Annotated in this window: 9 protein-coding genes; 2 read left to right on the top strand and 7 right to left on the bottom strand. The window is 42.6% G+C overall.

The window, feature by feature from the left end:
* Complete coding sequence (locus C2M30_RS17620; protein ID WP_105172669.1) at positions 1-729, bottom strand: DUF4956 domain-containing protein; 729 nt, start codon at positions 727-729, stop codon at positions 1-3.
* A 481-nt stretch (positions 730-1,210) separates the two neighbouring features.
* On the opposite strand from C2M30_RS17620, the gene C2M30_RS17615 reads away from it, so the two are divergent.
* Entirely contained in the window at positions 1,211-2,593 is a 1,383-nt protein-coding gene (locus tag C2M30_RS17615; protein ID WP_105172668.1) for an Lcl C-terminal domain-containing protein, read from the top strand.
* A gap of 11 nt (positions 2,594-2,604) precedes the next feature.
* The gene (locus C2M30_RS17610; RefSeq protein ID WP_105172667.1) at positions 2,605-3,225 is read left to right on the top strand and encodes a hypothetical protein; all 621 of its coding nucleotides are present in this window, start codon (positions 2,605-2,607) and stop codon (positions 3,223-3,225) included.
* Between the two features lie 73 nt (positions 3,226-3,298).
* Here the strand turns inward: C2M30_RS17610 and C2M30_RS17605 are convergent, their stop codons facing one another.
* The 6 genes from C2M30_RS17605 to C2M30_RS17580 form a co-directional block, all read right to left on the bottom strand.
* Complete coding sequence (locus C2M30_RS17605) at positions 3,299-5,476, bottom strand: carbohydrate-binding protein (protein WP_105172666.1); 2,178 nt, start codon at positions 5,474-5,476, stop codon at positions 3,299-3,301.
* 396 nt (positions 5,477-5,872) lie between these two features.
* Positions 5,873-8,458, bottom strand: coding sequence for a TonB-dependent receptor (locus tag C2M30_RS17600; protein WP_105172665.1), 2,586 nt, complete (start codon positions 8,456-8,458; stop codon positions 5,873-5,875).
* Positions 8,459-8,693: 235 nt separating this feature from the next.
* Positions 8,694-10,292 (bottom strand): glycoside hydrolase family 3 protein, encoded by a 1,599-nt coding sequence (locus C2M30_RS17595; protein ID WP_105172664.1) that lies wholly within the window; start codon positions 10,290-10,292, stop codon positions 8,694-8,696.
* A gap of 125 nt (positions 10,293-10,417) precedes the next feature.
* Positions 10,418-11,215, bottom strand: coding sequence for an ATP-binding cassette domain-containing protein (locus tag C2M30_RS17590; protein ID WP_105172663.1), 798 nt, complete (start codon positions 11,213-11,215; stop codon positions 10,418-10,420).
* Positions 11,208-12,200 carry an ABC transporter permease gene (locus tag C2M30_RS17585; RefSeq protein WP_105172662.1) on the bottom strand — a complete coding sequence of 331 codons (993 nt, stop codon included), beginning with the start codon at positions 12,198-12,200 and terminating at the stop codon, positions 11,208-11,210. Before C2M30_RS17585 ends, C2M30_RS17590 begins: the two co-directional genes overlap by 8 nt.
* 9 nt (positions 12,201-12,209) lie before the next feature.
* Positions 12,210-13,304 (bottom strand): substrate-binding domain-containing protein, encoded by a 1,095-nt coding sequence (locus C2M30_RS17580; protein ID WP_105172661.1) that lies wholly within the window; start codon positions 13,302-13,304, stop codon positions 12,210-12,212.
* Positions 13,305-13,414 lie beyond the last annotated feature (110 nt).

Here is a 13,414-nt window from a genome sequence, read left to right as displayed (position 1 = left end):
CTAAACCCCCGCAATATTATGTTGCTCCAGCAGCGAAATATTGATACCAGAAAACGCGTTTGACAGTGCCGTCATACACAGGTCAATTTGGCTTTCATCGCTTACTGAAATAAAGAAGTTGGCGTCGAAACGATTATCTGCAATATCAATACGGCGTAATTCAATTCTATCGGCATGTTCACTCAACAAACTTTTAAGTTGCGAGACCAGTTGCGTATCTTTTAGACTTTGATCACTAATAAAATTAAGCGACAAGAACAAACCGTTTTCTTGTTTGCTTTTATCGTCGCGTTTTTTAACCCAACCAATTAACAACAGAGTGACAAAACACGCAACTACCGCGGCCAGCGTTTGTCCTGCACCGAGCGCAACTGCCACACCAATATTCAAAAAGAGGTAAAGCAGTTCTTCCGGTTCTTTTATAGGTGTTCTAAAGCGTACTATCGATAACGCCCCCACCAAACCAAGAGCCAGCGCGAGTGATGCTTTGACTACTGTGATAATTAAAATCACGCTTAACATTAAAAGTGGAAACAAACGCGAGAAATCTTGGCGATTGCAAAACGCGCTCGCATATTTGCGAAAGTGCACACCTATAATGCTGGCCATTACAAATCCAATCAACAGATTGAGCACAAGGGCTGCAAGTTGCACACTTGCGTATGGGAAGAACATGTTGCGTATATCTTTTGGTAGAAACGCGATTAACATTGGGTCAACTGATTCCATAACGGCTCCTATTATATTGCTAACGTAAGTCATCGCGCAGTTAGCAGTGATAACAGTGTATTAACCCAACTGCGCTATTAATGACTCAGGCATAAAGCAATCCATAACTCGCAACCTTTCCTAGCACGCTATTAAAAACCACCAAAAAAGGTTAATTAAACAAACAGTTATGATTTAAACATTAACACTGCTCCGCGCGAGCTTTTCAATAACCGGCACCGCAGCTAGATAAAAATGCGTTGCAATTTGCGAATTTTCCGCCGAATTTTGCAAAAACGAGTAGTCGATAAACTACAATGGTTAACGCTTGCTACGCTGAAAATGCTCAGTCCGCTAGTTATTTTGAGAAAATTACACGCGATAATTCATAGCGTTAGAAAATTAAAACGCCACATCATTAACGCTTGAAGACGTTCGTGTAACTGCCATTGGATTTGTTTTTGCAAACATTAACCTACTCCAATCTGGCTAAGGCAACGTTATGAAAAACGACGCAAAATATTCATACTCGCTATTGCACCTCGCAATTATGCTTAGCTGCACTTTACTGGGTGCGTGTAAATATGAAGCGGTTGAGCAAAGTGCAGCACAAGTAAATGACGCAAACACGTCGCAACCAGCTCCAGCTGATTTTCAGCTGCCACTATGCGATGGCGAATGCACATGTGATGAGATGAGCATTGCATTCAATGATACTGGGTCGCAACTTGCTGGGGATTTTCCCGCTGGCAATTTTGCTAGCTGCAATAACCAATCGGGTTTCTTGCAAGATTGCGATATAGGTGCGGATGCTACGCAAAACCAAGACCTAGACGGCCATGCTGGGTTTAGTTTTGCCAAGCTCGATAACGCTGGCAATAGAATTAATGATATGAGTGAAACTGCATTATGTGTACTTGATAATGTAACCGGCCTTATTTGGGAAGTAAAAGCCTTTGCTGGCTCTGGCGGCCTGCAAGATGCAAATCATACCTACACTTGGCGCGATGATAATTTCGGCGCATTTTCAAGCATTAACGGCGGTGACTGTGATCGTGATTGCGATAGCCAAAGCTATTTAAAACGACTAAATCAACAGGCTTTGTGCGGTTACAATGATTGGCGTTTACCGAGCAAAATCGAGTTACAGGAAATCGTTAACTACCACACCAATACACCAGCAATTGATAGTAATTTTTTCCCACATACCAAAACCGCATTTTATTGGAGCAACACCCTTGATGTTGATGATGAGGGCAGCGTTTGGGCGGTCGATTTTAATGTGGGCCGTGTGGCTGGTGGCGTTAGTTCTACAACGCGCCATATTCGTGCGGTTCGTGGTGTTGACCGCATTCTTCAACAACTTCAACCGCCAACAAATGAAGAACAAGAAATTGAAAGCCGTCGTCGCTATGCACCACAACAAAGGTGTAATGCAATTGAAGAGAATACCGCACCTACTATACGTTACAAACAAGATCAAAACGGTAATGTACTCGATACCCTAACCGGACTAATTTGGCAAAAATGCGTTGTTGGCTTAAGTGGTGACAACTGTGAACAAGGCGAAGCAGAAAAACTAGATTGGCAACAAGCATTTGAATACGCTAATACACTAAATGATAACACGCCAAATGCGCAGCCATGGCGCTTGCCGAGTATCAAAGAACTGCAACAAAATATCGAGCTTGCCTGCGAGGAGCCCCCACTAAACCCGTTTGCGTTTAAAAACATTCCATTCGGTGAAGTGTGGAGTGCTACTCCAAACCCACGTAATGATGACACCAGTTATCACTACCAGTATCAAAATAGTATTGTCTTTTACAGCTCCCGACAAACAAAACACCACATTCACTTGGTGCGCAGCTGTCAAAGCACTTTCTAAGGAGATAACTCATGAAAACACTAATTTTAACCAGCTTAATACTTTGGCTAGTCAGTGCGCATGCATCTGAAAAGCAAAACGTGAACTTCTACGACTATTCAATTGGCGTAAGTTATCAATATTTAGCCGCTAGTGATTATCAAGCTACCAATGACAGTGTCACAATCGATGGCGGTAATGCGCATGCAATCGGGTTGTATTACAAAGGTGAACCACATCGCTATTTGCAGTTTGCTACCGGAATGGATTACATGTACATGGAAGATACGTCACCGTTTGCGCAAACCGTAAAAAACGAATTTACCGGCCAGGTCAGTAGTAAAGAGTCATCAATTACGGGGTTTGCAATGTATGCTGAAGCTGGGTTTAAATTCGCACCGCAAACTGTTGAGCGTATGTCATTTGGCGTACTCGCTGGTTATCGCTACAACAATATTGAACGCGCCGTATTTAACTGTGATAGCTGCGAAAGCCAAACATTAGATGACTTTGAAAGCTCACTATATGCTAAAGCGTTTTTTGAGTATCAGTTAACACAAAATGTGCATATTCAGCTCAATTATTCAAACTTTTTTGCTGACAAGGGCTTTGATAACGCCATCGGCTTACATATTAGTTTTATGGGGCTATAACTGTGAGTTGTTATGAGGTGGAAACGCAAATAAAGCGATGCAATGAGCATCGCTTTGCTATTTTATGAAATGATTACTGGCAGTCACTTATAAACTTCCACGGATCACCCGCAGTCGGCACATTATTTTGCGACCACCATTTGGCCTCGTATATTTTGCCTTGATAAGTCACTTGCATACCGCCCGTGTAAACCTCTGACGAAAGCCATGCATTTGGACAAGAAACCCCTTGTTCAAAGCTCACAGAAATAGTGTGATTACTACTGATAGCATTAAAGGTATAAGCATTTGCTGCGCTGACCGTTACCCCATCAAGTGTAATGTTTGCCACGCGATAACCACTGTCTGCAACAAAATTAAGTGTGAAGTCAGTGTTACCTTTTGCACTTAGCTCGCCATTTGCATTAGGTAGTGGTGAAATACTGCCACCATTACCCACCACTACCGCTGTTACCGTGTAATACACTGGAATATCGATTGTCGCGTCACTAAAGTTACCATTAACAAATGAAAAGTTTGCTGCACTTAGTGTTGTGACATCGGTATTTTTGAGCACTAGTCGTTTTTGATCGCCTTGCGACGCCGCTGCATCTAGTGTAATAACCGTATCCGCCCCCTCTTGCGTTAACACTAGCATCGAAAAACTGTAGTTAAACAGTGGCATACTAATCACTGTTTTTGCAGCATCAAAACTATTAACCGACAAGGTCATGTTCCAGCCCCAGTTTTGACTATTAAGTGGAACAATAAAGCCTAAACGGTCATACCCACCGGTTACATTATCAAACATACCCGGTGTTAAATCGGCGATGGTTAACCCCACCAACTCAACCGAACTATAAATGCCGCCATCTGCTGCTTGCACGCCAACCACCAGCGCATTATCCGTTTCGTACGCTTTTAAATGTTTAAAACCAATCCCTGCGGTGCCCCGAATTTTATCTAAGCGCGGATTAAAGTTATTAACCGTTTGCGAACCCGACCAAGCAATTTCATAAATTTTTGATTCTGCAATCACAGCACTTGGATTTGCGCTAATTTCAGCGGCGCTCACCCCTTCAATCACCACACGTTGATTAGAAAAACTAAGCTCTGCACCTGCAGCGACATCAGCTATCTGTAAATTTGCCAATGGCGCTGATGCTGTCCAATCTCTTAGCACAATAAAATCTTCTGCAAGGGTGAAACCGCGCACCGTAGTGATAGCGCTGTCATTTTGATGTAACGCAAGCGTATCCACTCCGCCACCTAATATTACAAGATCATTACCCCAACCTGCAGATAATGTTTCTGCGTAGCTTGAGCCTTCAATTACATCGTCAAAAGGCGTATCGAAAATGGTATTATAACCACCAAATTTATGTACATATTTAGTGATGCAAGTGCCTAATTCGTCACACGTAATTTCATCCTTTGTTAATAAACGTGCTGTGCCCCACGCACCGCGTAAATGTGCTGCGGCTAACAACCCCGACATAGTCGCTTGCACTTGCACTGGATTGCCATTGTCATCAACACCCGGCCAGCTTTTTGTAAGTGCTTCTGCCCATGTCATATTGGCATCACTTAACAATTGCGTCATCACACCGTAATTAAAATGCATGGCATCACGAATAACCAATTCTTGTTTTTCTGGCTTTATTAAGTCGGCAAATGAGTTAACACCGTTTTTGCCAACAAATGTGCCTTGCCAGTTATTAACATCCGTTGCTAAGATTTTATTACCACCAGAGCCGACGATTTCGACTAATGCTTCAGTTTCGCAACCAATCCACGTCGAATCATCAACAAAGACATAAAAACTGTCGTATTCAACACCGTCTACGGTAACCACTTTTGGGCTGTAATACCCTGCATCGATTAATACTGCTTCACCTAGCTGATAACCAACAAAGCCCCACGCATTCATTGAGTTGTACTGCATGCTCTTAAACATTTCTGGGTCATTAGGGGTTTGCGCGTTGTAAAAATGGTCGACCCCCAGTTTAGTGAAAAACTCATTGATAGTCGTTGGCTCGGGAATCATGCTACCAGTTGAGCAATCACGCACCATACGACCGGGTGCACTTACCCGTGCATAGTTATAAACAGGATTATTGAGGTTTTCGAGATAAAAATCGGCGAGATTTGGGTTTATACCCGATTCAAAGTTTCGCAATGAATCTAAAAAGTCTTGAATACCAGTACCTGCATTAACATTACAGCTAATTAATACAGCCAGTGCGCAAGTAGTCATTTTAGCGTGACGCATTAGGGTGTCCTTCTTAAAATTGTTTACAAGTTGCTAATTTTGCAAAAGTTAAATTTAAGTATGCTTAAACAATCGCATTGTCTTGGTTAAACCAGAACTGCGCTAAATCTAATGGTCTAACATAATTCACACTAACGCTTGACTAAAATTTAGTCAATATAATTTACTTATTGATTTAACTTTTTATTTACATTTTAAAATGGTGATAATTGTGAGATAAAGATAAGGCAAACTGGGCAGCTTGCCTTAGGGGAACACGAGCCACTAATCTAAACAACATAATTCGGCCCATCTGTGTTAGACGGATAAACGTTGCTGATGTGGTATTGGTAATACTTTTGCATTCAACAACTAGGAATATAGCGGTTTGAGGCACATTAGCCTCAAACCTTTTATTTAAAAGCGAATGCTGGCGCCAACAAAGTAACGGGTACCGAATTCATCCACACTGTGAACAATATTGCCCGCCTTAGGTTGACGCAATACCAATGCTTCGTTGAGCAAATTCACCGCTTCAAATGACATATCTACATTTTCTGTAACATGCCAAATAACCGATGCATCTAACTGATCATACGCATCATTTAGGCTGTCTAAGCTACTACCATTGTACTGACGGACCCAGTCATCACGGTAGTTATAAGCTAAACGTACACTAAACATTTCGTTTTCGAAGTAACCTGATAAGTTAAGTGAGTTTTTAGACACTTCTTCAATTGGTACTTCTTCACCGGCTGAGTTGGTACGTGCACTGTCGGTATACGTGTAATTAAACTGAGCACCAAAACCATTACCAAAGTCATGTTGGTATTGTAATTCAATACCTTGCACATCAGCAGTGCCTACGTTACGAGAACGTGTCACTAAACACTCAGGACCACACCCAGCATAGTTCTCTTTTGCTGTGGTTTGCTCTATGTAATCACTAATATTTTTTATAAAGAAAGTCGCACCAACAATCGATGACGGATTAAAATAATACTCTAAACCCATATCGTATTGATCTGATTTGTATGGGTTTAATTCAGGACTGCCTACATTAGCTGTTTGAAAACTTTCAGAGATAATGTCTGCTACTTTCATATCGTCATAGTCAGGACGCGACACCGTCGAGCCTGCTGCAACACGGAAAATAAGGTCATCTGATAGGTCCATTGCCACGTTCACACTTGGCAAGTAATTGGTATAAGACTTTTCAACTTCGCCCGCTACGCCGTTAATTTCGCCAACTGAAAGAATATCGGTGTCGACGATACGCAAGCCTACGTTACCGCGAAAGCCTTCACCTGAAAAATTAGCTTTAACATAGGCCGCGGTAATGTCTTCTTCTATTGAAAACGCGTCACGCACAGAAATGCTACTGGGTTTGTTTGCCTCGGCATAACGCCAAATATCGCGACTCGCTACTGGAAACGACGACATACTTCCCGCACGTCCTTCTGCTGAGTGCAGACCAGATACAAAACCGCCATTAAAATCAGCTAATGAAAGACCCTCAGCCATTGCCGCTGCAAGGTCAAGATCTTGGTAATTACCTTGTGATGAAAACGCTTGTTGTTGATATTTTAAACCCGCTTGAATTGACGTTACTAAGTCGCTCTCTAGCAAGAAAGTAAAATCAGCCTGGGCGTAATCAATTTCGTTTTCACGAATGTAATTGATATAAGTAAACTCTTGAAATAAATCAAAGTTACTGTGTGAATCAAGATAGGCTGGATTCGTTGGAATGAGTTCCAGGGGACCAGCGACATCAAAGCTAAAACTTGAATTTTCGGTGTTGGTGATATCGCCCCACCACGTACTCGACTGCAACGTTTCACCTTTGGCATCCGATTTACCAATTACAAAATCAGCAGACCAAGTATCCGCTTCATATTCAACGGTAAAGTTAAGCGCATCTGTTTGCATATCAGGTTTACGCAATACCGCATTGTTAAAAAGTGGCGCAAGTCCAGCACCTGATGCAAGCGATGTTGCTTGAGTAACAATGCCGTTTGCATTTTCAACTACCGAATCACCTTGCATTTGGCCAAAACCAACAATGGCAAACATCGCTGAATTGACGTGATCGTTCTTCAATTCAAATAAATTGTAATTTAAGTTAAACGATAAATTATCGCTTGGCGCGTATTGCAATGTCAGTTGAGAGCTTGCACGCTCGCGATCTTCATCGAATAAAATAGATGACATAGCGCCATAAGAGCTACGCTCTACGCCATTAGAATCAGTAAACGTGGCGTTTCCAGCGGGGCCAAAATTCGACAAGGTTTCGCGGTATACCTTTGACTCTTCATTGGAATACGCGAGTAACACACCAAACGTTTCGCTGTCATTCTTCCAACTGCCTAACGTTGAATACGCTGGCGACCAGTCTTCAGCATTGTTGTGATACATGCCTTCAACCGACGCAAATACAGTCCCAGCATCCATATCGAGCGGTTTACGGGTTTTAAGATTAACCGTACCGCCCATCGCGCCTTCATTAATATTAGATTCAACGGATTTATACACATCCATGCCAGCAATCTGCTCCGACGCTAACATTTCAAAGTTAAAGCTGCGGTTCATACCGCCCAAGTCAAACCAACCAACGCTTGCTACATTTTGACCGTTTAATAGCACCATACTGTGCTCAGGCGCCGTACCGCGAATGGTTACTCCGTTCACTTCACCAAATGTTCTAACAACTGTCACACCAGGAATACGTTGTAGTGCATCACCGATGTTTTTATCGGGAAACTTACCAATATCTTCCGCTGAAATTGAGTCGACAACAGCATTGGCAAAGCGCTTTGTATTGAGTGCTTTGGTTAAACTTCTGCGAATACCACGTACTTCAATGGTCTCAATGTTGTCATTTTCAGCCAGTTGTTTGCTTTCTTGCGCTGACAAATTAAAGGTCATGGCACAAAGCGCTGCACCAATACACAATGACAGGCGCGTTGCTTTTAGTGTTACCGCAACAGGTTGGTTAGTCTTCATCTTGTTGTCCTTATTATTATTTATAAGTTTTCAAATGTTATGTGGTCTCACTGCCGCTAACCAACTGAAATATCTTCGCATTCTCAGTCAACTCGCTCCGTCAAAGCACTGCCTTCTCCCCAGACGCATGCAATTACCACTTAAGTTTATTTGTATTAGTAAATTATTTTGATTAATTATTTATTAAATCATTTTGACTAATTGTCAAGCAATTCTCATTCTTTTTGTTTAATTTCTATAAAAGTGACGCAATGTATTTTGCGGCACAGACACGGCTTGAGTAAGCACAAATGTAAGTCGCCAGTTCTGCATAGTCCGTTAGTTCGTAATCAGAGCGCATTGCAATCACCACTACTTGCTTGCCAAAGCGCTTTAGCGCGCGTTGTACTAATTGCTTTTGCTCCGTTACATCAAAGCTTTCTCCGGGTAACGGATAATCTTCGGTAACAATTACGAGCGGTGTTGAAATTGTCTCTTCACAACCTTCAAGCAACGTTAAAAACTCATCAAAAGGTAATAAGTTAACTTTACTTGTGCGCTGTTGTAGGCCCTGAATAATTGTATCTTTTGCAGATCGGGGATCGTTTGGCCCAATACCTCGACTATTTACTAAGCTGTCATATTTTTTCGGATGCGCGGCAAAGGTGAGAGTAAACTCACGACCAGTAAGTGGCCAATTACCTACCTCATTACGCAACACCGAAACGCTACTGCTAACCGCCGTTTCAATTAACGCTTCAATATCGTCTGCAGTTAAGTGCTCCGGCGTTTTTGCAACATTGAGCTTGTCGTATTTAAACGACAACACACGGTGTAACCGTTCGTTTATCACTGCTTCATCAAGTTGCCCTGATTCAACTGCGTGGATCACCCCATTTAACGTAGCAAGTTGCAGCGCTTTATAATCAGTTGCACTGTTTTCATAGTGCTCTTCGCTTAGCATCACTAAGTGCGCACCTGCTTTTAACGCTAAAATCGCGGCTTCAGCAGGTTGGTAGTTTTTACGCATTGCCCACATATTCATACTGTCGGTTATGATCAGTCCATTAAAGCCCATTTGTTGCTGTAGCAAGTTGGTTAGGATTTTTGATGACAATGTTGCAGGGTAAGTATCGTCAAGCAGTGGGAAGCGAATATGGCTTGTCATAATCAGCGATACACCGGCATCAATTGCCGCTTGAAACGGTAACAAATCACCCTGTTGCAGTTCGCTCAACGTTTTGTCGACGGTTGGCAAACATTGATGGGAATCACTATGCGTGTCGCCATGACCTGGAAAGTGTTTTGCCGTTGCCAAATTACCGCCGCGTTTAATACCCCTAACTGCTGCTGCAACATGCGTTGCGACTTGCTTAGGCGTTTCTCCAAATGAACGCAAACCAATAATCGGGTTGTTGGGATTGGTGTTAACGTCAGAGCAAGGCGATAGCAGTGTGTTGTAACCGATTCCATGCATTTGCTCAGCAAATACCTGATACATTTGCTCAGTTAGCTCTGCTTTATTGGCTTTGCCAAGAGCCAAATTTCCCGGCCCTAAATCGGTGTGCTTGGCTAAAATCCCCCACGAGCCTTCTTGGTCAACACACAGCAATAAGGGGGCATCGCACGCACGTAACTGGGCTTGGTGTTGCAGTTCGTCAGCTAATTTTTTCGCATCTTTAGGTGTGGCAGCGTTGTCATCGGTAATATAAAAACCACCCACATGATGTGATTTCACCAACTGTTTCGCATAATCAATATCGGGCCCAGCAAATGCCAATACAAAGAGCTGCCCAATTTTTTCAGCTAACGTCATAGTGCTAATTAGCTGAGTTACTTTACTGTTATTATTCATGATTTCTCCAAATTTAGGCCGCAAGAGACCGCTTTTATGAATTAACATAAAAGTAAAAACATTGGTTAAAGTGAAACTTTTGCTATTTGGCTTAGCGCTAACAATCGCGCAAAAGCCAAAATCCGTTAAGCAACCTTGGACGTAGTAACGTCGAGTGCTGTTTTTGCGCCCGTGATTAAACTGACTAAGTCTTCTTTCGTAACATCAGAAACAGATACGTCGGCAACAGATTGTCCTTGATATAGCACTACAGCCCTATCGCAAGTATCAATCACATGCTGCATATTGTGGCTGATCAGAAGCACTGCCACCCCTTGCGAGCTAATCACATTAATTAACTCATTTACCTGAGCACTTTGCTCAACCCCCAGGGCCGCAGTCGGTTCGTCCATAATCACAATGTCCGCGCCCCAATTGACCGCTCTGGCAATAGCAACCGCTTGTCGTTGCCCCCCGGAAAGTGATTGAATTTGCGCCTGAAAGCATGGAATACGACTGTTTAAGCGATTAATCGCTTTTTTGGCGCGCTTTTCCATGGCTTTTTTATCAAGCCAACCAAGCGCACGTAATAGCGGGTTTTTATGCTTTATTTCACGGTTCAAGAATAGGTTATCGGCAATATTAAACTCTGGCACCATGGCGAGGTCTTGAAACACCGTTTCAATTCCCGCATCACGCGCTTGCTCTGGGTTGGTTATGTGTACGGTTTTATCATTCACCAAAATACTGCCACTGTCGGGCGCATGAATGCCTGAAATACAGCGCACTAATGTTGATTTACCCGCGCCGTTATCACCTAGCAAACCCACTACTTCACCTTTGTTGATTTTAAAGCTGACATTTTTTAACGCAGTTACTGCACCAAAGCTCTTTTTAATGTCTTTTAATTCCAGTGCAACTTGATCTAATGCTGTTCTAACCATTTTTAATCTCCTTAACACCAATTGCTACGGCAACAATTAATATTAGGCCTCGTGCTATCATTTGTTCATTGGTCGAAAAGCCAGATAAAATCAAACCGTTATTAATTAAGCCCATTAACCATGAACCAAGCACCGCACCAATAATACACGCACGCCCGCCAAATAAACTCGTACCACCAATGGCAACTGCAGCAATCACGGTAAGCAAATCTGCCTCGCCTAATGTATAGCGCGCGCCATGTAAACGGCCCGCATATAAAAGCCCTGCGAGCGCTGCTGCCATAGATGAAATGACTAAGGCATAAATACGAATGTGCGTTACCTTAATCCCCATAGCAAGCGCCGCTTTAGGGCTGCCGCCAACCGCCAAAAGGTGTCTGCCAAAGGCCAGTTTGGTTAACGCCACATAACCAATCGCAGCAATAACAACCGTCCATACTAATAACGATGGAATGCCAAAGATTTCGCCTGCGCCAAAAAATCCGGTGAAGCTACTATTAATAATGGGTACCGATTCTAAATTAGTGAACTGACGCGCAAGCCCTGTGATAACACCCATTGTGCCAAGTGTGATTAATAACGAAGAAACCTGTAATCGCTCAATTAAAAAGCCATTTATTAAACCGACAAACAAGCCTACGCACATTGCGCCAAGTACCGCCAATGGTATCCCGGTATACTGCAACAAAACCGCACCGACTAAGGCTGATAATGCCACCACGGCGCCAATAGATAAATCGATATGACCCACAGCGAGCGCAAATGTTAAGCCAACAGCCATCACGGTAATAGGCGCTGTTTGACGAATAATATTCATAAAATTAGTCAAACTAAAAAATGCGGTGTCATGCAGTACAACGGCGAAAAGCAATAACACGGCGACGAAAATATAGTAAATAAATAGTTCGCGCTTAAAGGCGTATTTAGCGACAAATTCGGCAATGCGCGATTTTGTCTCTATGGTAGTTAAGTCACTGGCACTCATTATTTTTCCTTATTGTTTTAGTGCAAGGTCAAGCATTTTAGGCAATGGCGCTTTAAATGCTTGTTGCCAAATATCAGCAATATTGTCTTTCGTAACAGCATCATATGGCACCAAAGTAAAGTGCGGTGCAGGTAGGTCTAATGTTGCTAATGCACCTAACTTAGCCATCGTTGCGCCAATAACATAAGGCCTATCGGATATAGTTGCGAGCATGTTGCGCTGCATCGCCATATCGAGCAAATTATTAACGCCAAGGTCGTGTGTTACTACTTTAATATCGCGATTACCAAATGAACGCAGTGCCTCAATAACACCTTCTGCTGCGGCATCCCAAGATACATAAATCACATCCAGATCAGGATGTTGCAAAATCATTGCCGCGGCGATTGCACTTGTTTCATGCTCTTTAACAAAGCCTTTTTCGACAACAATTTTATGACCCGCTAAGGTGGAAACTTGTTTACGAAATGCGCTATCGCGATTATTGGTAATAAAGTACTTTGCATCGTGAAAAATCATGCCTATTTTGGCGTTCTCACCAAATGCCTGTTGAATACTTGTTGCTGCAGCTTTGCCCATTCCGAACATATCGTCGGTTACAATGCCAACATACTCTTTGCCATGGCGAAAGCCTGGTATTGGGTTACTCAACAGTACTAACTCTGCACCTGCATTGATGGCTTTTTGGTAACTTTGCTTAGTGCTTGTGCCATCAACACTGAGTGATAACAAAATGTTAGGTTTTAACGCGGTGATATTTTCAAGATCAGCAACTTGCTTGGCCGGATCAAACTGTGCATCAGTACTGGCAACCACTTTAATGCCAAGCGCTTCAAAAGTATCGCTCGCACCGCGAGATACTGCGCTTATCCAAGGGCTTGCACCATGCCAAGCCATAGCTGCTGTAAGCGATTTTTGTTTAATCTTTTGGGCTTGTTCTTTGCTTATCGTAATTGATTTTGCTTGTTTTGCCTGTTGCCAATCGATATTTTGCTCATCGGCGTGAGTTGGCATGGCGAAAGAGATGAGTAATCCCGCGGTTATTGGGATTAGTTTTTGTAATTTCCTAATATTTCGCCAAATTGGCTGTCCTTGCTCTTTCATTTTTGAATTCTTTTTATACAATGGATTGTGTTATATTTATGCAAACGGTTAATTATGTCAAATGTTTTGACTAATTAATTCTGGCGAAAAATACCAGTTAATAATTGCAC

It is taken from the genome of Pseudoalteromonas sp. T1lg24, from assembly GCF_002964745.1.
Classification (GTDB): domain Bacteria; phylum Pseudomonadota; class Gammaproteobacteria; order Enterobacterales; family Alteromonadaceae; genus Pseudoalteromonas; species Pseudoalteromonas spongiae.
The sequence above is the reverse complement of the archived record's forward strand: the minus strand, read 5'-3'. Positions and strand labels throughout refer to the sequence as shown.

Coding starts and splice junctions, on each gene's coding strand:
- C2M30_RS17620 (WP_105172669.1), bottom strand. CDS start 729: ATGGAATCAGTTGACCCAATGTTAATCGCGTTTCTACCAAAAGATATA.
- C2M30_RS17615 (WP_105172668.1), top strand. CDS start 1,211: ATGAAAAACGACGCAAAATATTCATACTCGCTATTGCACCTCGCAATT.
- C2M30_RS17610 (WP_105172667.1), top strand. CDS start 2,605: ATGAAAACACTAATTTTAACCAGCTTAATACTTTGGCTAGTCAGTGCG.
- C2M30_RS17605 (WP_105172666.1), bottom strand. CDS start 5,476: ATGCGTCACGCTAAAATGACTACTTGCGCACTGGCTGTATTAATTAGC.
- C2M30_RS17600 (WP_105172665.1), bottom strand. CDS start 8,458: ATGAAGACTAACCAACCTGTTGCGGTAACACTAAAAGCAACGCGCCTG.
- C2M30_RS17595 (WP_105172664.1), bottom strand. CDS start 10,292: ATGAATAATAACAGTAAAGTAACTCAGCTAATTAGCACTATGACGTTA.
- C2M30_RS17590 (WP_105172663.1), bottom strand. CDS start 11,215: ATGGTTAGAACAGCATTAGATCAAGTTGCACTGGAATTAAAAGACATT.
- C2M30_RS17585 (WP_105172662.1), bottom strand. CDS start 12,200: ATGAGTGCCAGTGACTTAACTACCATAGAGACAAAATCGCGCATTGCC.
- C2M30_RS17580 (WP_105172661.1), bottom strand. CDS start 13,304: ATGAAAGAGCAAGGACAGCCAATTTGGCGAAATATTAGGAAATTACAA.